This window comes from Haloactinopolyspora sp., from assembly GCF_027324685.1.
Taxonomy (GTDB): Bacteria; Actinomycetota; Actinomycetes; order Jiangellales; family Jiangellaceae; genus Haloactinopolyspora.
Window position 1 is genome coordinate 1 of sequence record NZ_DAHVSH010000214.1, and the last position, 22,104, is coordinate 22,104.

Annotated in this window: 21 protein-coding genes and 1 pseudogene; 3 read left to right on the forward strand and 19 right to left on the reverse strand. The window is 67.7% G+C overall.

Translation table 11 applies throughout. The annotated features are described in order from the left end of the window. Window positions 1–39 precede the first annotated feature (39 nt). From mutM to M6444_RS22645, 9 genes are all read right to left on the reverse strand, one after another. Window positions 40–900, reverse strand: coding sequence for a bifunctional DNA-formamidopyrimidine glycosylase/DNA-(apurinic or apyrimidinic site) lyase (gene mutM / locus M6444_RS22605; RefSeq protein ID WP_298332764.1), 861 nt, complete (start codon window positions 898–900; stop codon window positions 40–42). Between the two features lie 18 nt (window positions 901–918). Further along, the gene (gene rnc / locus M6444_RS22610; RefSeq protein WP_298332766.1) at window positions 919–1,638 is read right to left on the reverse strand and encodes a ribonuclease III; all 720 of its coding nucleotides are present in this window, start codon (window positions 1,636–1,638) and stop codon (window positions 919–921) included. A gap of 26 nt (window positions 1,639–1,664) precedes the next feature. Continuing rightward, window positions 1,665–1,868 (reverse strand): 50S ribosomal protein L32, encoded by a 204-nt coding sequence (gene rpmF, locus M6444_RS22615; RefSeq protein WP_298332767.1) that lies wholly within the window; start codon window positions 1,866–1,868, stop codon window positions 1,665–1,667. A gap of 2 nt (window positions 1,869–1,870) precedes the next feature. Then, window positions 1,871–2,470, reverse strand: coding sequence for a YceD family protein (locus tag M6444_RS22620; protein WP_363326476.1), 600 nt, complete (start codon window positions 2,468–2,470; stop codon window positions 1,871–1,873). 127 nt (window positions 2,471–2,597) lie between these two features. Further along, window positions 2,598–3,296, reverse strand: a complete 699-nt coding sequence (locus M6444_RS22625) for a hypothetical protein (RefSeq protein WP_298332770.1) — start codon at window positions 3,294–3,296, stop codon at window positions 2,598–2,600. A 30-nt stretch (window positions 3,297–3,326) separates the two neighbouring features. Next, window positions 3,327–3,806 (reverse strand): pantetheine-phosphate adenylyltransferase, encoded by a 480-nt coding sequence (gene coaD, locus M6444_RS22630; RefSeq protein ID WP_298332772.1) that lies wholly within the window; start codon window positions 3,804–3,806, stop codon window positions 3,327–3,329. Between the two features lie 19 nt (window positions 3,807–3,825). After that, a complete protein-coding gene (gene rsmD / locus M6444_RS22635; RefSeq protein ID WP_298332774.1) occupies window positions 3,826–4,407 on the reverse strand; it encodes a 16S rRNA (guanine(966)-N(2))-methyltransferase RsmD in 582 nt (193 codons plus the stop codon). Window positions 4,408–4,417: 10 nt separating this feature from the next. Beyond that, entirely contained in the window at window positions 4,418–6,586 is a 2,169-nt protein-coding gene (gene recG / locus M6444_RS22640) for an ATP-dependent DNA helicase RecG (RefSeq protein ID WP_298332776.1), read from the reverse strand. Next, window positions 6,586–8,229: a DAK2 domain-containing protein gene (locus M6444_RS22645; RefSeq protein WP_298332778.1), complete on the reverse strand. Its 1,644-nt coding sequence runs from the start codon at window positions 8,227–8,229 to the stop codon at window positions 6,586–6,588. Before M6444_RS22645 ends, recG begins: the two co-directional genes overlap by 1 nt. Window positions 8,230–8,404: 175 nt before the next feature. Here M6444_RS22645 and rpmB point away from each other — a divergent pair, with 175 nt between their 5' ends. Further along, complete coding sequence (rpmB, locus tag M6444_RS22650; RefSeq protein ID WP_298332780.1) at window positions 8,405–8,590, forward strand: 50S ribosomal protein L28; 186 nt, start codon at window positions 8,405–8,407, stop codon at window positions 8,588–8,590. A gap of 163 nt (window positions 8,591–8,753) precedes the next feature. Here rpmB and M6444_RS22655 read toward each other — a convergent pair whose 3' ends face one another. From M6444_RS22655 to M6444_RS22700, 10 genes are all read right to left on the reverse strand, one after another. Next, complete coding sequence (locus M6444_RS22655; RefSeq protein ID WP_298332782.1) at window positions 8,754–10,142, reverse strand: sulfatase-like hydrolase/transferase; 1,389 nt, start codon at window positions 10,140–10,142, stop codon at window positions 8,754–8,756. Between the two features lie 32 nt (window positions 10,143–10,174). Next, window positions 10,175–11,059, reverse strand: a complete 885-nt coding sequence (locus M6444_RS22660) for a dihydrodipicolinate synthase family protein (RefSeq protein WP_298332784.1) — start codon at window positions 11,057–11,059, stop codon at window positions 10,175–10,177. 97 nt (window positions 11,060–11,156) lie between these two features. After that, window positions 11,157–11,843 (reverse strand): FCD domain-containing protein, encoded by a 687-nt coding sequence (locus tag M6444_RS22665; protein WP_298332786.1) that lies wholly within the window; start codon window positions 11,841–11,843, stop codon window positions 11,157–11,159. Further along, window positions 11,840–12,904: an oligopeptide/dipeptide ABC transporter ATP-binding protein gene (locus tag M6444_RS22670; RefSeq protein WP_298332788.1), complete on the reverse strand. Its 1,065-nt coding sequence runs from the start codon at window positions 12,902–12,904 to the stop codon at window positions 11,840–11,842. The genes M6444_RS22665 and M6444_RS22670 overlap by 4 nt, the downstream gene beginning before the upstream one ends. Next, a complete protein-coding gene (locus M6444_RS22675; RefSeq protein WP_298332789.1) occupies window positions 12,901–13,944 on the reverse strand; it encodes an ABC transporter ATP-binding protein in 1,044 nt (347 codons plus the stop codon). Before M6444_RS22675 ends, M6444_RS22670 begins: the two co-directional genes overlap by 4 nt. Continuing rightward, a complete protein-coding gene (locus M6444_RS22680; RefSeq protein ID WP_298332790.1) occupies window positions 13,941–15,071 on the reverse strand; it encodes a sialidase family protein in 1,131 nt (376 codons plus the stop codon). The genes M6444_RS22675 and M6444_RS22680 overlap by 4 nt, the downstream gene beginning before the upstream one ends. A gap of 24 nt (window positions 15,072–15,095) precedes the next feature. Next, on the reverse strand, window positions 15,096–16,208 hold the full coding sequence (locus M6444_RS22685) for an ABC transporter permease (RefSeq protein WP_363326477.1): 1,113 nt from the start codon (window positions 16,206–16,208) through the stop codon (window positions 15,096–15,098). Between the two features lie 22 nt (window positions 16,209–16,230). Further along, window positions 16,231–17,223 (reverse strand): ABC transporter permease, encoded by a 993-nt coding sequence (locus tag M6444_RS22690; RefSeq protein ID WP_363326478.1) that lies wholly within the window; start codon window positions 17,221–17,223, stop codon window positions 16,231–16,233. Window positions 17,224–17,279: 56 nt separating this feature from the next. Beyond that, on the reverse strand, window positions 17,280–19,187 hold the full coding sequence (locus tag M6444_RS22695) for an ABC transporter substrate-binding protein (protein WP_298332814.1): 1,908 nt from the start codon (window positions 19,185–19,187) through the stop codon (window positions 17,280–17,282). Between the two features lie 189 nt (window positions 19,188–19,376). Further along, complete coding sequence (locus M6444_RS22700; protein WP_298332796.1) at window positions 19,377–21,305, reverse strand: sialidase family protein; 1,929 nt, start codon at window positions 21,303–21,305, stop codon at window positions 19,377–19,379. A gap of 119 nt (window positions 21,306–21,424) precedes the next feature. On the opposite strand from M6444_RS22700, the pseudogene M6444_RS23100 reads away from it, so the two are divergent. After that, window positions 21,425–21,559, forward strand: a pseudogene (locus M6444_RS23100) (dihydrodipicolinate synthase family protein); the annotation flags it as partial. A 176-nt stretch (window positions 21,560–21,735) separates the two neighbouring features. After that, entirely contained in the window at window positions 21,736–22,104 is a 369-nt protein-coding gene (locus M6444_RS22705; protein ID WP_298332798.1) for a hypothetical protein, read from the forward strand.

Consider the following 22,104-nt stretch of genomic DNA (forward strand, 5'->3'; position numbering starts at 1 on the left):
AGCCCGTTTCGGTCAACTTCTTCTGGGTATTCCGCGAGGTCACCAACGAGCACGGCGAGGTCGCGGCTGACACGTCGGACATGTGAACGATGAGCGATTCATGAACGGGTCACGACGAATCGGCGCCTCGCACCGGCGGCAGGACAGACCTGCCCGGCCGTAGACGTCGAGTGAGCGGTCGAAGTATCCGCTCTCGCCGTTGACGTTGACATACAGATGGTCGAACGACGTGCCGCCATGGTCGAGCGCGGCGGCCATCACCTCGCGCACCGCGCTGAGCAGCCGGACGGCCTCGGAGCGGCGTAGCGTCTCGGTCGGGCGGGCGTAATGCAGCCGAGATCGCCACAACGCTTCGTCGGCGTAGATGTTGCCCACGCCCGAGATCAGGCTCTGGTCGAGCAGGGCACGCTTCACACCGGTCCGCCGCCGCCGCAACGCCTCGAGGAAGCGGGCATCGTCGAAGGCGTCATCCAGCGGGTCGGCGGCGATGTGGGCGATCGGCACCGGGACCCCCGCGGCGTCCATCGGGGCCACGGCGAACCCGCCGAACGTGCGCTGGTCGACGAAGCGCAGCTCGGGGTCACCGGCGGCGAAGGCGAACCGGATCCGCAGGTGGGCTTCGTCGGCCGCGGCGCCGGGCTGCACCAGGAGCTGACCGCTCATGCCCAGGTGGCCGACCACCGCGTGCTGGTCATCGTCCAGTGGAAGCCACAGATACTTGCCCCGGCGCCGCGCAGCGACGAAGGCCCTGTTCACCAGCAGATCGGCGAAATCACGCGCACCAGCCGGATGCCGGCGCACCGACCGCGGGTGCAACACATCGACCTTGGCGATCTCGCGGCCGAGCACGTGGGCTTCAAGGCCACGGCGGACGACTTCGACCTCGGGCAGCTCGGGCACGTGTCGACCCTACTGACGTCAGGAGTCCTGCGAGGTCCCGGTGTCGCCGGTCACGCTGAGGCGCTTCCAGGCCAGCTCTGCGGCGTGCGCCTCGGCTTCCTTCTTGCTTCGTCCGCTGCCGGAGCCGTAGACGACACCGCCCACGACGACTTCGGCGGTGAACACCTTGGCGTGGTCGGGCCCGTCCTCGCTGATGCGGTACTCGGGCACGCCCAACGACTGTTGCGACGTGAGCTCCTGCAGCGACGTCTTCCAGTCCAGGCCGGCGCCGAGCAGGGCCGAGGCCTCGATCAAGCCGTCGACGAGACGGTGTACCAATGCCGCGGTCTCCTCGAAACCGCGGTCGACGTAGACCGCTCCGATCAGCGCTTCGACCGTGTCGGCCAGGATCGACGACTTGTCTCGCCCGCCGGTGGCCTCTTCCCCACGCCCCAGCAGCACGAACTGTCCCAGCTCGAGCTCCCGTGCGACCGAGGCCAGCGCACGCATGTTCACCACCGCGGCCCGCAGCTTGGCCAGCTGCCCCTCGGACAGATCCGGGTGCAGGCGGTACAGGGTCTCGGTGACCACCAGGCCGAGAACGGCGTCGCCCAAGAACTCCAAGCGCTCGTTGGTGGGCAGGCCGCCGTTCTCGTACGCGTAGGAACGGTGGGTGAGGGCGAGCTGAAGTAGCTCAGGCGTTACGGGCACGCCGAGACGCCCCTCGAGAACGGACAGGGGCGGGCTCTCGGCTGTCACAACGCTTTCCTAGGCAGCGCGTCCGCTCAGGCGTCGCCGACCTGGCGACCGTTGTACTCCCGGAACAGCGCGGTGCCCTGGGAGTCCTCGACGACGTGCGCGCGGTGCGCGACGACCCAGGTGGTGCGGCCGTTCTGGGTGCGCTTCTGGATCTGCGGAAGCTTCGCCTTCCACTGCGAACGGCGGTGGCGGGTGTTGCTACGGGACATCTTCCGCTTCGGGACGGCCACGGCTAGCTCTCTTCCGTCGGGCCGGCCCTCAAGGAGCCGGACTCGTGGGTGTCGTCGGTGAGCAGGCCGGCCAAGGCCGCCCACCGTGGGTCGGTGGTGTCGTGCGCGTGACCCGGATCGTCGGCCAGGCGTGCCCCACAGATGGAACACAAGCCAGGACAGTCCGGACCGCACACCGGCGAGGGCGGCAGCGCAAGCACCACCGCGTCTCGGATCGGCTGCTCGAGGTCGATCAACTCGCCCTCGACGCGCAGTTCCTGGTCGTCGGTCTCGGTGTCGGGGTTGTCGGCACGATCGGCATACACGTACAGCTCCTGGATCTCCCCGGCCACTTCGCCGGTGACGGCATCCAGGCACCGTGCACATTCACCGGAGTACGGCGCACGCACCGGTCCGGAGACGAGCACGCCCTCCATGACCGACTCGAGCCGCAACTCCAACTCGATGTCGGCCGCTTCGGGCACCCCGACCACGCCGCCGAGTCCGAGATCGGCCGGTGCCGGGAACGTGAGCGCCATTCGCTGACTCGAACCAGGCCGACGTCCAAGCTCGTGTGTGTCGAGGACGAACGGTGCTCGCGGATCGAGCGTGTTCAGCGTCATCAACTCTCGTACTCGTTCGGGCATGACAATCTCTTGCCTCGACGTGAGGCCGACGACCAAGAGTACTAGACCGTGCGCACCGACCCCAAACCACGGCGGAGGGAGGTCCTGCTCACGGTGCTCACCCTCAGTACTTGGCCTTGTCGACTTCGCCGACGGAGACCCTGGAGTCGTCGTCTGGCTCGGCGTACACCGTGCCGTTGGCCTCGAAGTCGGCGGCGTCTCGGGGCCGTGCCGCCGGCTCGGAGATCTCCATGTCGGCCGGGAAGCTGGTGCCGTTGGCGGAGCCGGTCTCGGGCACGGTCGCTGGCTCCGGCTCGGACTCGGGCTCGGGCGCGCTGAGCTCGAACCCGTTCCTCCGGTGGTTCAGCTCCGCATACGGCGTGGGTCGACGCAGCTGCTCTCGGCCGTCACGCACGGTTTCGACGATGCGCTGGGCGGCCACTTCGAGGCGCGCCAGTTTCGCATCGACGTAGTCGTCAGCGTCGCTGCGGATCGTCTCGGCCTGCTCACGGGCCAGCTGCAGGACCTCCTCGGCCTCGTGGCGGGCGGCCTGGGTGACCGTGTGGTCGGCGACCAGGCGGGCGTGCTCGCTGCGGGCGTCGTGCACGATGCGCTCGGCGTTGCCGCGAGCTTCCATCAGCAGTGCTTCGCGCTGGCCGAGCACCGCCTCCGCGGCGCGCAAGTTTTCCGGCAAGTTCTCTCGGACCTCGTCGAGCAATGCCAGCAACTGGTGCTTGTTGACCAGCGCCGTCGAAGACATCGGCATGGTCCGCGCCGAGTCGACCATCGTGACGATCTCGGCGATCTTGTCGTGAACCTCCATGGGACCCTCCCCCTCTCGAACCCTGCGGGATCACCGCTGCTCGAGTCGTTGGTGGAGCCGGTGCAGGACGGGGTCCGGCACCAGTCCGGTGACGTCTCCCCCATACGACGCCACCTCCTTGACCAAGCTGGACGACAGAAACGAGTAATCGGGGTTCGTCGCCACGAACAGGGTCTCGAGCCCCGACAACCGGTGATTCATCTGCGCCATCTGTAGTTCATAGTCGAAATCTGTCACGGCGCGCAGGCCTTTGACTACTGCAGTGATGCCATGTCGTGAAGCAAAATCGACAAGAAGGCCCGCGAAACTCTCGATCCGGACGTTACCCAGGTGCGCGCTGACAATGCGGAGCATGTCCATACGCTCGTCGATGTCGAAAAGGCTCCGCTTCGACACATTCGTCAGAACAGCGACGACCACCTCGTCGAACAAGGACGAGGCACGTTCGATGACGTCGAGGTGACCGTTGGTCACCGGGTCGAAGGAACCGGGGCAGATGCAACGCCGCACGTGAACTCCTGTGGCTCGATCAACCATGGGTCAGGGTCGTTTCGGGCGAGTGACCGTACCAGAGCACGGTCTCGCCGTAACGGCGCTCGCGGTCCCCGACGAGGCCTGCCGGCCAAGTCACGGCCTCGCCACGCCGGTCACGTTCGACGACGACCACCGCGCCGGGCTCCAGCCACCCTCGGGTCAGCGCCTCGAGTACTCCGGTGAGTTCCGCTGCCGACATCGCGTAGGGCGGGTCGGCCAGCACCAGGTGGTAGGGCGTCTCGGGCGGAGTTGCCAGAACCCGCTCCACGGCGGCGGTGACCACCTGCGCGGACGCACCGAAACCGAGGTCGGCGACGTTCGCCCGAATGACGCGAGCGGCCCGAGCGTCGGACTCCACCAGCAGAGCGTGGCTGCCGCCTCGGGACAGCGCCTCCAAACCGAGTGCGCCGCTGCCGGCGTAGAGATCCAGGACGCGGACGCCGTCGAAGCCGCCGAGTTGAGCGTCGAGCGTGGAGAACAGCGCCTCGCGAACCCGGTCAGCGGTCGGACGGGTGCTGGAGCCGGGCGGCACCGACAGCTTCCGGCCCCGCGCGGCGCCGGCGACGATCCGGGTCACCGGCGCAACGTTACGCCTTGTCGAGATAATCCGCCTCCTGCTCGGCGACGACGGCCTCGACGGCACGCAGCAGCGCTGGATGCTCGGCGAGGTCGCGATCGCCTGCGACGACGGCGGTGGCGTCCTCGCGCGCCTGCCGGATGACGTCCTCGTCACGGATCACCTTGAGCATCTTCAGGCTGGAGCGCTTGCCGGACTGCGCTGCGCCCAAGACGTCACCTTCACGGCGTTGCTCGAGGTCGACGCGCGAGAGCTCGAACCCGTTGCGGGTCGCCGCCACCGCATCGAGCCGCTGCCTCGCCGGGGATCCGGCCGGCGCCTCGGTGACCAGCAGGCACACCCCCGGGATCTCGCCACGCCCGATTCGCCCGCGCAACTGGTGCAGCTGCGACACGCCGAACCGGTCGGCATCCATGATGACCATCATCGACGCCGTGGGCACGTCGATACCCACCTCGACCACCGTGGTGGCGACGAGCACCGGCGCAGTGCCCTGCGTGAACCGGGCCATCGCGGCGTCTTTGGCCTCCGGCGACAACCGGCCGTGCAGCACCTCGGTCTCGATCCCGGCCAGCGGTCCGGTCCGCAGCATCTCAGCCAGCTCGAGCACGGCGACCGGGCGGCGACGATCGTCGTCGGCACCACCAGGGTCTTCCTGCTCGTCGCCGATGCGCGGACAGACGACGTACACCCGATGGCCCGCCTCGGCCTCCTCACGCACCCGCTGCCACGCGCGATCGAGGAAGTGCGGCTTCTCGTCCACGGGCACGACGTGGGTGGACACCTCAGCGCGCCCGCCGGGCACGTCGGCCAGCGTCGAGATCTCCAGATCGCCGAACACCGTCATGGCCACCGTGCGCGGGATCGGGGTCGCCGTCATGACCAGGACGTGCGGCCGGGTGCCGTCGCGGCTCTTCGCCGCCAGGGCAGAACGCTGCTCGACGCCGAACCGGTGTTGCTCGTCCACCACGACGAGGCCGAGATCGAAGAACTGGACCCGCTCTTCGAGCAGGGCATGCGTGCCCACCACGATGCCGGCGTCGCCGACGCCGATGTCGAGCAGGGCCTCGCGCCGGGCAGCGGCCGGCATCGAGCCGGTGACCAGCGCCACCCGCGTGCCGACGTCCGATCCGCCGAGCATCCCCCGCTGCGCCAGCGGACCGAGCAGGTTCGTCAGCGACCGGTAGTGCTGCTGTGCCAGCACTTCGGTGGGGGCCAGCAGCGCCGCCTGCCCGCCGGAGTCCACCACCGCGAGCATCGCGCGCAGGGCGACCACCGTCTTGCCCGCGCCGACCTCGCCCTGCAGGAGCCGGTGCATGGGATGCGGCGTGTCGAGCTCGGCGGCGATCTCCTCGCCGAGACGGCGCTGCCCCTCGGTGAGCTCGAAGGGCAAGCGTTCGTCGAGCGCTTCGAGTGCACCGCCTGGCACCGCGGCGCGTCTGGTGGCCGGCAGCGCCGCCGTCGAGAGTCGCCGGCGGGCGAGCTCGGCCTGCAGCACGAACGCTTCCTCGAACCGCAGTCTGCGCTGCGCCGTGCGCGCCAGTTCGATGCTGCGGGGCCGGTGGACGGCGTGCAGCGCTTCGGCCAGCCCCGGCAGGCGGTGCTTACGGCGCACCTGCTCGGGTACCGGGTCCGGCAGGTCACCGAGCTGCTGCAGCACGACGTCGACGCACTTCGCGATGCGCCACGACGGCAGCTTCTCACTCGCCGGGTAGACCGGGATGATCTCGTCGGCGTACTCCTCGGCGGCCTGGCGGAAACTCGTGACGTGCTCGGGGAACAGCTCGTAGTCCGGGTGAGCGAGCTGCCGTTTGCCGCGATAGGTGCCGACCTTGCCGGCGAACATGCCGATGCGCTCGGGCAGCAGCTCGCGCTCGCGCCAGGCCTGATTGAAGAACGTCAACGTGAGCTCACCCGTCCCGTCGGTCACGACGACCTCGAGGATCGAGCCGCGGCGCTGGCGCATCGACCGCTTCGACACGCTGCGCACCATGGCCACCACGGTCACGTGCTCGTCCTCACGCAGCGAGCTCAGTTCGGTGAGCTCGCCGCGCTGGACGTAACGGCGCGGATAGTGGCGCATCAGGTCGCCTACGGTGTGCAGGTCCAGGGCGCTCGCCAGGGCTTTGGCGGTCTTGTCCCCCACGATCGCGCGCAGGTCGTGATCGAAGTCGACCATCACTCCACTCCGAGCAGTAGTGGGTAGCGAGGCTGACCGCCGTGATAGACGACGGTGTCGGCCTCCGGATGAGTCTGGCGAACCGCCTGGACGACGCCGTCGGCCAGGCCGTTCTCGGCATGGGCGCCGGTGACCACCGTCACGAGCTCGCCGCCGGCGGCGAGCATGCGCCGGACCACCTCGGTCGCCACAGCCAGCGGGTCGTCCCCGATGACCGCGAAATCGCCGTCCACGACCCCGAGCACGTCACCGACCTGGCACACGCCGGCCATGGTCACCGCCTCGCGCGCGGCGACGGTGACCGCACCGTGGCGAGTCTGCCCGGCGGCCGTGGTCATGGCGACGACGTCGGTGTCGAACGGCAGGGCGGGCTCGTGTACCGCCAGCGCGGCGAGCCCTTGCACTTGGGCGACGCTCGGTATGACCGCCGCCCGGCGGCCCGTCGTGCGTAGTTCGGCGGCAGCGGCCTGGGCCACCGGCACGGCGTCACGCTCGTTCGGCAGGATGACGACGTCGCCCGCACCGCCGCGCTCGACTGCTTCGAGCATCTCGCCGGTTGAAGGCCGGTGCCCCGGACGGGTCGCCACGACGGTGCCGCCCGCGGCAGCGAACAACTCCGCCAGCCCGTCACCGGCGGCGAACGCGACGATCACCCGGCCGTCGCGGTCGGCGCCGGACGGAGCTGCACTCAACAGGTGGGTGACCTTGATGTGATGGGGCCGGCCCGCGCGGATACCCGCCTCCAGCGCGGCCCCGGCATCGTCGACATGTACGTGCACGTTCCACTCGCCGTCACCGCCGACGACCACGAGCGAGTCGCCCAACTCGCCGAGACGCACGCGCAACTCGGCGATGCGGTCGTCGGGCGCGTCGAGCAGGTACATCACCTCGTACGCCGGGGACGACGGCGTCACGGCGGCGACGGGCTTGACCGGCGACGGCACCGTGTGCGCGCCGAACGGCCGCGGCGCGGGCAGCGCACGGCGACCGGTCAAGACGGTGTCGAACGCGTCGAGAAGCACGGTCAGACCCCGCCCCCCGGCGTCGACGACGCCAGCTGCTCGCAACACATCCAATTGGTCTGGTGTGCGCTCCAGCGCTGCACGTCCGGCCCTGGCCGCAGCGAGTGCCACGCCCGGCAGGTCGCAGTCTTGCCTGGCGGCGTGGCGGACGGCGGCGGCTGCGGCTGCCTTGGCGACCGTCAGGATCGTGCCCTCGACGGGGACGGCGACAGCTCCGACGGCGTCGGCGGCGGCTCGGGCCAACCCGTCGGCCAGGGCGCGTCCGTCGGCGAGCGTGACGCCGGGGGCGCGCAGGACCTCAGCCACGCCCCGCAGCATTTGCGCCAGGATGATGCCGGAGTTGCCGCGAGCGCCGAGCAGGGCACCGCGAGCCATCGCGTCGACGACCTCGCGCAGGTGCGGGTCGGCCTCGGTGGCCGCGGCCACCGCCGCCTCCATGGTCAGGTACAGGTTGGTGCCGGTGTCGCCGTCGGGAACGGGGTAGACGTTGAGGGCGTCGATCTCCTCGCGCGCCGCGGCCAGGGCGTCGAGGCCGGCGTGGCACCAGCGCAGGACGATCTCGGCGTCGGGGACCGGCTGCACCGCCTCTCGCTCCCCCTCCCGTGCGCAAGGTCCGGACATCGGTGGAGAGTACCCGCCACGACCGACGTCCGGAGCGGCGACGTCGGCGGATCGCCACACGGTTTGGGTCGCACGACGTCCACCCGGTATGCTGGCGCGGTTGTCTGCGCCAGAGCTGTGCGGGCACATCCTGTTCGACGGTACGTACGCTACTTCCACACTCAAGGAGTCTCCCGTGGCTGCCACCTGCGATGTCTGCGGCAAGGGCCCGGGCTTCGGCAACTCGATCTCGCACTCGCATCGCCGGACCCCGCGTCGCTGGAACCCCAACATCCAGCCGGTACGGGCGGTCGTCGCCGGAGCCCGGAAGCGGCTCAACGTCTGCACCTCGTGCCTGAAAGCCGGCAAGGTCCAGCGCTGACCGCAGAACCGCAGCCTGCTGCGACGTCACCCGATGGATCATGAGCCGCTGACGGCGCCATAGCGCCAGCAGTGCCTCATGATCCGCAACATCGGCCGCCGGTGATGAGCGCCGCGCTGGCGAGGGCCCTCCCACTTCGGCGGTGGACCGGTCCCGGCGCAGTTCAGCGAGCCGCGCCGGCCCGCACCAGTTGATCCGTCTTGGCGCGACGGTCGACCTCCTCCGGGTCGGTGATGTCGCGGAGAGCGGCATCCATGCCGGCAAGCACGGAGGCGAAGGCAGGATCGGCAGCGAGGTCGGTGAGTTCGGCCGGGTCGGACTCCACGTCGAACAGTTGCGGCTCATGACCGACGTAGTAGCAGTACTTGTACCGTCCCACTTTCAGCATGTAGCCGCCGTCGATCATGCCTTGAGCGTGGTATTCGGACAAGATCGGCCGGTCCGTGTCCGTCGACGCTGCGTCGTCATCCGGGTGCAGCGCAAGGCTGCGTCCTGGCAGCGTGTCGTCCGGAGGAAGCCCGGCCAGCTCGCGCAACGTGGGCAACACGTCGATCAAGCTGACGTTCCGCGTGACCGATCCGGTCCGCAGCGTCCCCCGGAGATGGCCCGGGGCGCGGAGGACGAGCGGGACCTGCACCGAAGGCTCGTAGAACACCTGCTTCTGCCAGATGCCGTGATGTCCAGCCATCTCACCGTGGTCGCTGGTGTAGATGACGACCGTGTCGTCGCGTAGTCGCGATTCGTCCAGAGCCGCGAGTAGCCGGCCCAACTGATCGTCCAGGTGGCTCACCAGGGCCCAGTAGCACGCGGTGGCCTGACGCTGTTCGTCGTCAGTGAGTGGCTCGTCGTTGCGGAACGCTTGCCGGATCTGCCTGATCACCGGGTGTTGCGATGCCGGGTCCTCGTGCCGGGTGGCCGGCAGTTCCACGTCGTCCGGGTCGTAGCGGGCCAGGTACTCCGGCGGCGCGACCAGCGGGAAATGCGGATGCATGTACCCGACGTACAGCAGGAACGGGTCCGCGTCCGGCTGCTCGGCCCGATCGCGGAGGAAATCGATGACGGCGTCGGTCACGGTCGCGTCGTGGCGGGTGTGCACATGGTCGCCGCCGTGCGCCTCGGACACGTGTGAATTGCTGCTGCGCCGCCACTCCGGCACCCGCGGCGGCGGATTGCCGTCGTGGGTGATCCAGAAGTCCAAGTCATCAGTCAGCCGACGGTCGAAGCCCAACAGCCGATCGGGGCCGTTGAAGTGAGTTCGACCTGCCAGCACGCTTTCGTAGCCGGCTTCCCGGAGGTGATGCCCCCACGTGCGCAGCTTCTCCCCCGGTATCACGCCGTTGTCCCACGCGCCGATCTGGTGCACGTACCGCCCCGACAACAGGGCCAGCCGCGACGGCACACACATCGGGCTGGCGCAGTACGCCGTGTCGTATCGCACGCCCTGGCCGGCCAGCCGATCCAGATGCGGGGTCCGGATCTTCGGGTTCCCGTAACAACCGCTCGCGTTCGCCGCGTGTTCGTCCGAGAGCACGACCACGATGTTCCGCGCCACGTGTGTCATCCCGCTTTCTGGAGCCGATGCCGTCACAGAAACGATGTGCCGCCGACCAGGCGCTCGATCGCGGCGTGATCGTCGGCCGTGAGCTGTTCGATCGGCCTGCGTGGCGGGCCTACGTCGTAGCCCTGCGCACGCAACACCGCACGCGCGAAGGCGACGTTGTCGTAGGGCTCTCCCCACCGGATCACCGCATTGGCTTCCGCTTGGAGCCGAGCTGCTCGGCCGACGTCGCCGGTGGCCAGCGATTCGGCCAACTTAACGAACTGGCCGGCCATGAAGTTGTACGTACTGCCGATGGCTCCGGCGGCACCGGCCAGCAAGCCGTGCAGACACACCTCGTCGGCCCCGTTGAAGATCGCGACGTCGTCGCCGCACGCCGCCTTGAGTTGCTGCAGTTCGTAGACATCGCGCGAGGTGAACTTGAAGCCGACGATGTTGTCGTGCTCGGCCAGTTCGACCAGCATCTGAATGGTGCTGGAAGCACCGGCTACCTGCGGGAAGTGGTAGGGCAGGAACGGCACCGGCGAAGCGTCGGCGATGTCCAGGAAGTGCCGCCGCACCTGTTCTTGCTTGTGCTGGTAATAGAACGGCGCCACCGCCGAGACCGCCGTCACACCGGCTGCCGCGGCCTCGCGGGCCATGCCGATGCTCGACGCTGTGTCGGCCGCACCCACGTGCGCGATCACCGGGACCCGGCCCGCGACCACTTCGGTCACCAGCGTCGTGAACGCCACCCGCTCAGCGGGGGACTGCAACAGCCCCTCTCCCGTCGATCCGCCCAGGTACAGCCCACCCACCCCGTGGGCGATGAGGGTGTCGACGAGCTTGTGGGTCATGCCCGCGTCGATCCGGTCATCGCCGTCGTAAGGCGTCACGAGGGCCGGGATGATTCCCTGCAGGTCGGTAGTCACGTGTCCTCCGCATTTCTTGACGGCAGATCACCGCCGTATTCGGTTTCGAAGCATGCTTCCGGGGCCCTTGGCCGTTCGTTCTCGGCTGCGGTGTTGCTCACTCCTCGGATCGGGGCTGGATTTCTCGACTCTCCAGCGACCGGCGGATGCCGCCGAAATGCTCATCGACGGATGCGGTCATCTGGGCTGGGTCGCCGGAGCGGATCGCGGCGAGGATCTCTCGGTGCACTTCGACCGAGTGCTGATCGCCGGACGGCAACTCGCTCTCGAGCTTGTGGAACAGATCCCAGAACAGTTCCAGCAGGCTGGTCACCAGGCTGTTGTCCAGGGGCGCGAACAGCCGTACGTGGAACCGCCGGTCCACCTCAGCGAACGTCTCATTGCGCTGGTAGGCCGCCGCCATCTCGTCGACGATGCCGTCCAACTCGGCCAGGTCGTCCTCGGACATCAGGCCCGAGACGGTGACGATCAGACCGCGTTCGATCGCTTCACGTACCTGCAGCAACTCCATCAGCGAATGACCGCCGATGCCGAAGCTGTACGGCAGTTGCTGCAGCACCGCCTCGAAGGAGAACTCGCTGACATACAAGCCGCGTCCCGCCACCGCCCGGACGACGCCGAGCGTCTCGAGGCTCTTCGTGGCCTCGCGTAGCGACAACCGGCTGATACCGAGCTCCTTGGCCAGCTCGGCCTCAGGCGGCAAGGCTGCACCCGGGGAGAGATCGTGATCGAGGATGTAGTCGCGCAGCCGTTGCTGAGCCTCTTGGTACAGCGGTTTTCTCATGTCTGGACTTCCTGATCGGCAGTGCGCCCGGCGTCGTCGCCGGACAGTCCGTCCAGCCTCAGCTGTTCGGCGAAATGACACGCCACCTGATGACCGTCGCTGGTCGTGCGAAGTGTCGGTGACTCGGTCCGACAGATCTCCTGGGCGAACGGACACCGCGGATGGAAATGACATCCCGACGGCGCGTTGGCGGCGTCGGCGACCTCTCCTTCCAGCGGCGGCTGCGTCAGGATATTGCGCCGGGCTGGGTCGGGTTGCGGTACCGCCGCGAGCAGGGCCTGCGTGTACGGGTGGCGCGGACTGGCGAACACCTCGTCGGTGGGGCCGAGCTCGACGATACGCCCGACGTACATGACCGCGACCCGGTCGCACAGATATTCGACGACGGACAGGTCGTGAGAGATGAAGATGTACGTCAGGCCTTGGTTGTGCTGCAGCTCGACGAGCAGTTCGAGGATCTGCGCCCGCACCGACACGTCGAGCGCCGACACCGCCTCGTCGGCGATCACCAGCCGCGGATCCAGGCTCAGCGCCCGAGCGATCACCAGCCGCTGCCGTTCCCCACCGGAGAACGCGTGCGGGAATCGATGCCGGTGCTCGGGCCGCAACCCGACTTTCCGGAGGAGCTCGACCACCCGGTCCTCGAGCTCCGTGCCGCTGGCCACCTTGTTCACCCGCAGCGGCTCGGCGATGATGTTCCGCGCCGTCATCCGTGGATTGAGGGACGAGAACGGGTCCTGGAAGATCATGCGGATCTGCCGGCGATAGTCGGCCAGCTGCGACGGCCTGAGGGCGGCGAGATCCACCTCGGTTCCGTCGCCGGCCCGGTACCTGACATGCCCGGCGGTGGGCTTGTAGGTGCGGGTGATACACCGGCCCGTCGATGTCTTGCCGCAACCGCTTTCCCCGACCAGCCCCAGGGTCTCCCCCGCGTGCACGTCGAACGAGATCCCGTCCACGGCCTTGGTCGTGCGGCGGTTCTTCCGGAACCAGCCACCGCCGTCGGTGAAGTGCATCTTCAGGTCGCGAACCTCGAGCAACGTCTCCGCCGTCGACATCATGCGACCACCGTCGTCTCTTCAGCCAGGACACAGCGCACGTTGCGCCTGGCTCCCAGCTGCACCGTCTCCGGTTCCCGGGTGTCGCAGACGCCCGGCCGGGCGAAATCGCACCGCGGGTGGAAGGGACAACCCACCGGCCTGTCGTGCGGGCCCGGAACGCTGCCGCGAATCGTGGTCAGCCGCTCGCCCCGGCGGCGCTGCCCCAACCGCGGAATCGCGTCCAGCAACGCGGCGGTGTAAGGGTGCCGCGGTTCGGTGAAGATCTGCTCGGTCGGCCCCGTCTCCACCACAGTGCCCAGGTACATCACCACCACCTCGTCCGCGATCTGCGCCACGACGCCCATGTCGTGCGTGACGAACAGCACGGACATGTTCATCTCGGTCTGTAGCCGAGCCAGCAGCCGGAGAATCTGCGCCTGCGTCGTGACGTCGAGCGCGGTCGTCGGCTCGTCAGCGATGAGGAGGTCCGGACGACACGCCAAGGCCATGGCGATCATCGCCCGCTGCCGCATCCCCCCGGACAGCTGGAACGTGTAGGCGTCGAACCGGTCCTCGGGACGGGGCAACCCGACCTGAGCCAGGACCTCGATCGTCCTGGCTCGTGCCGCGTCGGCATCGAGGTCGCTGTGCAACCGGATGGCTTCGGCGATCTGGCTGCCCACGGTGTGCACGGGAGACAGTGCGGTCATCGGTTCCTGGAAGATCATCGCGATCTCGTTGCCTCTGATCCTTCGGATCTCGTCGCCGCGGGGATCCAGCGCCGCCAGGTCGGTCGCCGCTGCCGCGGCGTCCGGGCGCCACCAGATCCGACCGCCCACGACTTCGCCGGGCCTGTCGACGACCTGCAAGATCGATCGGCCGGTCACGCTCTTGCCGCAGCCGCTCTCGCCGACCACACACACCGTCTTGCCGCGGGGCACCGAGAACGACGCGCCGTCGACCGCCTTCACCAGGCCGGTATCGGTCCGGAAATGCGTCTGAAGGTTCTCGATCTGCAGGATCGGCTGCTGGTCTGCGTGCGAGGCTTCCGAGGACATCATGACGGTGCTGCACCCCCTGTGCCGCCGGCCGCGTCGGCCGGGAGCTGCGACTGGTCCGCGGGACCGAGCTCGGCGAGAACCTCGTCCATCGGCAGCCGCGCCAGTCGAAGACTGTCGTAGGGCGGCTGGGCGTCGCCACGCTCGTACAGGCACAGCAGGTGCCCGTCGGCGGTGACGGCGAGGTCGCTGTAGGCCGACGGGAACTCGTTGATGACCCTTCCCCGCGACCAGGTGCGTCCATCGTCGCCGCTGGCCCGGACGGTCAGCCGTTCCCGTCCGGTACTGGCCGGGTTGGCGAAGAACAACACGCCGTCGGGACCTTCCAGGACGCTGCCCTGGCACGTGGGCTCGACCAGGGTCTCGTGCCACTGCAGCGGGCCGAACGTCTCGCCGCCGTCGTCGCTGTAGGCGTAGCCACGAAGGCCGCTGTCGTTGTGATTGCGGGCGTTGAAGTAGACCCGGTCCGCCGGCCCGCCGCGAAGTTCGGCGACGGTGGATTCGTTCGTGCCCTCGGGGAGGACGCCGCCGACGTGCCAGCTCGCCCCGCCGTCGTCGCTGTAGATGACGTGCGACCGGAACGGGTCGTTCCAGCGATCATGGGCGATCCCGACAGCGTGGTCGCACGGGATGATCAGCCGGCCACTGGCCAGCTGGGTACCGTGGCACGGCCCGGTCGCGTACCAGGTCCACGACGGGTCCTTCACCTGAGCGGTGATCTCCTGCGGCGAGGACCAGCTCACGCCGTCGTCGGCGCTGCGGGTGATCCAGACGGTGCGGTCAGCCAGGCCTGCGCACACGTCGGTCTCGTTGTGCTCGGCCGGATTCTGGGTGAACAGCAGGATCACCTCGCCCGTCCGCCGGTCGACCACCGGAGCCGGATTGCCCCGGGTGAAGCCGGGCGCAGCGGTCACCACACGTGGCTCGTCCCAGGTCAGGCCATGATCGTGGCTCCGGCGCAGCAGCAGGTGAATCTCCCCCGCGTCGCCTCGGCCGTCCCGGCGGCCTTCGCAGAAGGCCAACACCGTGCCCGAATCGGTCACCACCAACGCGGGAATCCGGTACGTGTGGTAGCCGCCGTCGCCGGACGTCCACAGGTCGTGGCTCGTCGTATGGTGCGTGGCCAGCATCGATGATCGATCTCCCATCACGTGTCAGGTGTACGGGTCGGCAGCGTCCCGGAGGCCGTCGCCGACGAAGTTCAAGGTGAGCACCGCGACGACCACGGCGATCCCGGGGATCAGCAGCCACGGCGCGTGCATGAGGCTGCGCACGTTCTGCGCTTCCTGCAGCAGCACCCCCCAACTCACCGCGGGCGCCTGCAGGCCCAAACCGAGGAAGCTCAGTGCGGTTTCGGCCAGGATCATCGCCGGAATGGCCAGCGTCAGCGCCGCGATGATGTGACTGCTGAACGTCGGCAGCATGTATTTGCGCATGATCCGGAACGTGCCGCAGTTGTCGAGCCGGGCCGCTTCCACGAATTCCTCCTCACGCAGCGCAAGGAAGCGACCCCTGACCACTCGGGCCAGTTCCGTCCAGCCGATCATCGACAAGATCACGGTGATCGCGAAATACGTCATGAGCGGGCCCCACCCGTCCGGGACTGCCGCGGCGAGCGCCATCCACAACGGCAAGGTCGGAATGCTCATGATGAATTCGATGAGCCGCTGCGCCGCAGTGTCGATGGCACCGCCGAAGTAGCCGGAAATGCCGCCGATGATGATGCCCAGCACCATGCTCACCGCGACACCGACCAGCCCGATCGACATCGAGACCCGCGTACCGTGGACGATTCGGCTGAACATGTCTCGGCCCAGCCGGTCGGTACCGAGAATGAAGACCGGCTCGTCGGCGTTCTTGGGCCCGATCAGATGCCGATCCCAGGTGATCAGTCCGAAAAGCTCGTACTCCTCGCCCTTGACGAACAGCCCCAGCTCACGCGTTTGCGACGGGTCCGTGCTGACCCGGCGCTGCTGGGTCGTCTCATCGATCTCGACGGTGTACCCGTCGGCGAACAAGCCGAGCTGGAAACCGTCGCTGGTGTCCACCGGACGAATGACCTGCGGCGGTGTGTACTGGTGATCGGCGAACCTGGTCGTCGCACTGTAGGGCGCGATGAACTCGGCGAACACGGCCACCAGGTAGATGAACAAGAGGATTCCACCAGACACCATGGCCAACCTGTGCCGGCTGAACCGCCGCCACACCAGTTTCCAATGGCCGGTCGACCCGATGTCGGCGCCGGTTTCGGTGCTCGTGTTCTCGATCGTCTCGGTGCTCACGTCGGCATCACCGCTTCCCGTACCGGATGCGCGGGTCGAGACGGGCCAGCAAGATGTCGGAGATCAGGGTGCCGATGACCGTCAGGACGCTCAGGATCAACAGAAAGCTCCCGGCCAGATACATGTCCTGGCTCTCCAGTGCGCGCAGCAGTACCGGGCCGGTCGTCGGCAGGCTGAGCACGACCGACACGATGATCTCCGCGGAGATCAACGACGGCAGCAGCCACCCGACCGTGGACACGATCGGGCTCGCCGCGATCCGACTGGGGTACCTCACCAGAAGGCGCCCCTCGGGCAGGCCTTTCGCCCGCCCGGTTGTCACGTACGGCCGGTTGAGCTCGTCGAGGAGGTTCGCCCGCACGATACGGATCATTCCGGCGGTGCCGGCGGTTCCGATGATCACCACCGGAATCCACAGGTGCGCCAGCAGATCCAGCACCTTGCCCAGATTCCAGTTCGCTTCCTCGAACTCCGGCGAGAACAGCCCGCCGACGCTCTGCCCGAAATATCGGTGCGATACATAGAGCAAGATCAACGCCAGCAGGAAGTTCGGCACGGCCAGGCCGATGAACCCGACGAAGGTCGCCGTGTAGTCGCCGATCGAGTACCGCTTGACCGCGGAGTACATCCCGATCGGGATCGCCACGGCCCACACGAAGGCCAACGTGCACAGTGACAGCAGGACCGTGAAGCCCAGCCGCCCCTGGATGACGTCGGCGACCGGCTCGTTGTAGACCAGTGATTGGCCGAAGTCTCCCTCCAGCACGATGCCGCTGATCCATTTCCAGTACTGGACCCAGATCGGCTCGTCGAGCCCGTATCGGCTCCGTAACGCATCGAGCTGCGCCCGATCGACGTACTGTCCTTCGGCTTCCAGCCGGGCGACCACCGTGGTGAGGTAGTCGCCCGGTGGAGCCTGAATGATCAGGAACGTCACGATGGAGATCGCTATCAGCGTGGGCACCATGTAGAGAACCCTGCGGACGATGAACTGCGTCATCATGGGGGATCTCCTCGCTCTTCAACCGTCACGACCGATGCACTCGATTCAGCTGACTATTCGGCCTTGAAGAACTGCTCGGGGTTGTACGGCGCGGGGTTGGGATACGGCGACCCGGACGGCATCTCCTCGGGCACGTTGCGCATGGAGTTCTTCACCACCGCGTATTCAGGTCGCGGCGTGGCGATACCGATCTGATAGAACTGCTCGGCCGCGATGTCCAGGATCTGACGGAACAGGTCCTCCTGCTGCGCAGGATCGAACGTCGCCTGCAGTTCGTCCCAGAGCCGGAGTTGCTCCATGACGTATTCCGGCGGCTGCTCGGCGTCCGGAAAACCTTGGTACCAGCGAGCCCACTCGACGCCGTATCCGGCCGACTCCACGACGGGGACGTAGTTCCACGGCACGAGCATCGTCGCGCGGCCACCCAGCCCCGACCCGAAGACGGCATCGTGCTGATTGCTGTTGCGGGTCTCGAGAAGCAACTCGTTCGAGATGACGTCTCGCTTCATGTCGATACCGACTTCACGCGCGTAGTCCACCAGCAACTCGCTGACGTCGTCCCACCCGAAGGCATCGGCCCGTACGGACACCGTGAACGAGATCGGCTCGCCGTCCGGCCCGAGCCGGATGCCGTCCTCGTTGCGCTGGTCGTAACCCGCCTCGTCGAGATACTGATTCGCCAGATCCACGTCGTACTCGACGAACTGGCTGGCCAGTTGCTCGTGATAGAACGGCGTATCCCGCAGCGGGCTGGTCTGCCACGGCTCACCTTGGCCGCTGTAGACGAGGTCGATGATCTCCTGCCGATTGATGGCGTGTGAAAGACCCATCCGGAACAACTTGTTGTTGAAGATCTCGCGTTTCGTCTCGTCCTGATGGGTCAGGTTCAGCTGGAGCTCGGCGATGTTCATGCTGTCGTAGTGGTAGGTCAACAGCCAGTAGTCGCCGTCCTCCTGGCCTTCGACCAGGACGGGGTACTCGCTGCCGGAGTTCAGCCCCCGGTGCTCGAGGTCCACTTCGCCGTCGACGGCACGCAGGAGCGCGACCTCGGGATCTTCGGCCAGCCGGTAGACGACCTCGTCGAGATACGGCAGCTGACGGCCGTCCGGGTCGACCTTCCAGTAGTACGGGTTGCGTTCGGCCACAGCACGGTTGCCCGTGTTGCCCGGCTCAGTGATGACCCAGGGGGTCAGACGCGGCAAGTCCGGGTTGTACCGCCACTGCGCTTCGCTCTCGAACAGCGCCTGCCAGTCGCCGAAACCGCTCTCGGCGACCAGCTCATCGAGATCGGGGTTGTGGTCGGGGTGGAACTGCGACATGTAGTGCTCGGGGTAGTTGAGTATCGACACGCCCCGGTCCAGTTGCGCCATGTCGTGCAGGAAGAACGCCTTGGGCCCGGCGAAATCGAACCGCACCGTGTAGTCGTCGACGCGCTCCACCGTCACCGGTTCGCCTTGGCTGGCCAGCCAGTCCGGCGTGCTGGGCGTCAGCGTCGGATTGGAGAACACCGACTCGTACCAGAACATGATGTCGTCGGCGTCGAACGGCTCACCGTCGGACCACTTGATGCCTTCTCTGAGGTGGAAGGTGTAGCTGTCGCCATCCTCACTGATCTCGAACTCCGCGAGGTTGGGGATGATCTCCTCGATACCGGTCGCTCCGGTGTATTCGCGCGCCCAGCGCACCAGGCCCTCGTACCCGATCGGATTGAACGCGTTGTTGTCGTCGGGTCCCAGGTAATAGGTGTTCCAGGTGCCGCCGTACCGGCCGATCTCGTCCACCGGCTCGACGACCAGCGCCTCTTCGGGCAGCCGCTCGTCGAGTTCGGGCAACGTGCCATCGGCGACTCGCTGGGCCAGGCTCGGCGCTTCGAGCGCGTCAGCGTCGGCGGCGTCCCCACCACCGTCGCTGCCCGTATCGGCGTCGGTGCTGAAGAAGCTGCAGCCGCTGAGGACCACCATCGACACGGCGGCGGCCGTCAGCGCCCTACGGCGGGGACTACGCCTCCGCGTTCGCCGCGCCGGTCCGGTGGATGTCTGGGGTGACAACGGATCTACACTGCTCGCGGTCATTCGGGACCTCCTTGTCCGTGCCCCCGGCTGCGCCATACTCGAGCGCAACCGGGCGCCGTGGTCGGTGAAGGATCGCTGTTACTCGAACTCGATCTCGTCGAGTGGCAGCCGCAGGACCAAGTCCCTGGCCAGTGGTGCGTTCGTGCTGTGCATGATGTTCAACTCGTGGTCGGTGAGCCCTCGGCGATAGACCCGGACCTCGTCGATGTCTCCGTCGAACTGCTGGATTCCATCCATGCGCTGCCCGACATACAGGCCGTCGATGCCGAACTCGCGGCCGATGGTGACCGACCCCTCGGGGGCGGAGGTCGAGGCGACCTCGTCGCCGTCGACCCACAACGAGAGCTCTCCGTCAGCTCGGCGCAGGGCGACCTGGTGCCATGCACCGTCGTCATACGCCTGATCGGTGGCCACCGACGACGTCCCGTTCTCCGTCGTGATCAGCGCGCGGAGCCGATCGGCGCCCGGTTCGGCGCGCAACCAGAACGACGGCTTGGAACTTCCGATGCCGTAGGCCCAGACCAGCACCTGCTCGGTCTCGCTGCCGTCGTACCGGAACCAGGCGGACACGGTGAAGTCGTCGGAACCCAGGTCGAGTGCGTCGGTGAAGGGGATCTGCAGGTGCGCGCTCTCACCATCGAGCGAGAGGGCGCTGCCGTGCCGGCGGCTGGGCCCGTCCGTCTGGTCGCACTCACCGCGAACATAGGCCGTCACGGGTTCCGCCGTCCGTGAGTGGTCCGGTGTGGTCGGCCCGGGCTCGGGCGGGTCCGGGAAGTTCGGCGGGTCGCCGTTGGGGGTGGCGAGATACGCCTCGTTGAACCGCGCGAAACGGATCTCGTCGTACGGACTGGTGCCCTCCCCCGCCTCGTACATCAGGCCGATTTCATGATCGGGCAGCGACACCATGTCCGAGTACGCAGCCGGGCCCCAATGGATGATCTTGCCCTCGTCCCAGTGCTCCCACGTCTGGCCCTCGTCGTAGGACGACCGAATGGCCATGGCCTCCCGAGACGCCGGGTGGGCCGGGGCGGAGAACAGGATCCGGTCGTGGTCGTCGCCGGCGTCGCTGGCACGTTGCCGCAGCGTGGCGCCCTGGATGATGGGCGCGGAGAGGTCCGGGATCGGAGCGAACCGCGCGTCGAAACTCTCGCCGCCGTCGCTGCTGACGGCGAAGGCACGGGTGCCCTCCGCGGTGCCGTGTTGATCCCGCGCGGCCGCGTAGACCCGGCCGTCGGTCAACTCGACGACGCTGACCTCCTGCGGGTTGACGACGTTGTCGCCGACGCTGTCCACGGCCCCGATGTTCCACGTCTGGCCACCGTCGTCGCTGTACAGCAAGTGCGCACCGCGGGCAAGTCCCTCCGGCCGGTCCGAACCCCAGGTGTGGTTGGCGCCAGCCACCAATCGTCCGGCGTGCGGCCCGCGCTGCAATTGGATGGCGTGGACCGGCCCGGTGGCGTAGAACTCCCATTCGGGCAACTTCACGTCGTCGGTGATGTCCACGGGCTCGGACCAGGTGACCCCGTGGTCGTCGCTGTAGGACACGAAGGGACGGCGGTCCTTGGTGTCGCCGTTGGCGTTCCAGGTGCTCAGAAGCACGACGCGACCGGTCTCGCGGTCGACCACCGGCGCCGGGTTACCGCGAGTGTCGCCGGCCCCGTCGATGACGACCTCCAGTGGACCCCAGGTACGGCCACCGTCGAGCGAACGGCGCAGGACGAGGTCGATGTCTCCGTGATCACCGCAATCGGCCACCCGGCCCTCGGCGAAGGCCAGGATGGTGCCGTCGGCGGCTTCGACGACGGCCGGGATCCGGAAACACGTGTAGCCATGGGTACCGGCTTCGAAGATGACGTCCTCGTCGAAGAACGGTTCGTCGAGGTCACCGGTTGCTTTCGGGTGCTGCGGCAGTGGTGGGGATGACGCGTCGGAGCTGGCCGCCAGCTCCGCATGGCCGAGGCTCGTCATCAACGCGAGACCAGCCAAACTCGCAATCCAGCGGATCATCATTCGTACGGTCGCCTCCCGTCGCGGGGGTGTCGTCAGTCGGCGGTGCGTGGAGCTATCAGATATCTGATAGATGGCGGTGTCAAGAGTTTCGCGGATGTGAATATGAGATGACGCCGATGAAACCGGCCGAGATCCACGGCACGTGGGCCACACTCGTGCTGCCGCTGACCGAGGACGACACGATCGACTGGGAGCGCCTCAGCGAGCAGCTCCACACCGTGGTCACCAGCGGCGTGCATGGCGTGTACGCACACGGGACGGCCGGTGAGTTCTTCACGCTCAGCGACGACGAGTTCGACCACATCAACGAGCTGCTGGCGCACGCCTGTGCCGCCGCGGATCTCCCTTCGGCGCCGCCACCACCGGAACGACCACCGGCCTGGATCGCATCCGGCGGGCCGCTGAGCATGCGCCCGGTGCGATCCAGGTGGTGCTGCCCGACTGGCTGCCACTCACCGCCGACGAGTGTCTCGCCTTCCTCGACCGCGTGGCCTCGGTCGCGGCGCCAGTTCCGGTGGTGCTCTACAACCCGCCGCATGCCAAGACCCAGGTGTCACCGGAACTCTTGGGCGTCGAACGGCGGATCGGCGTGCTCTTCGAACGCCACATCGCACCGCAGCAAGCACGCGGGCTGTCCAACCCGGCCCTGGACAAGTTTCTCGCCGCTATCGGAGACTGGGCTGACGTCGGCCTACGCGTGCGCTGGCCCTACGCGAGCGCGCCGGCCGGCGCGCTCGTCTGCGCTCGTCAGGACGCCCGGGAACTCCTGCCCGAGCTGTTTTCTTCGTTGCGCTGA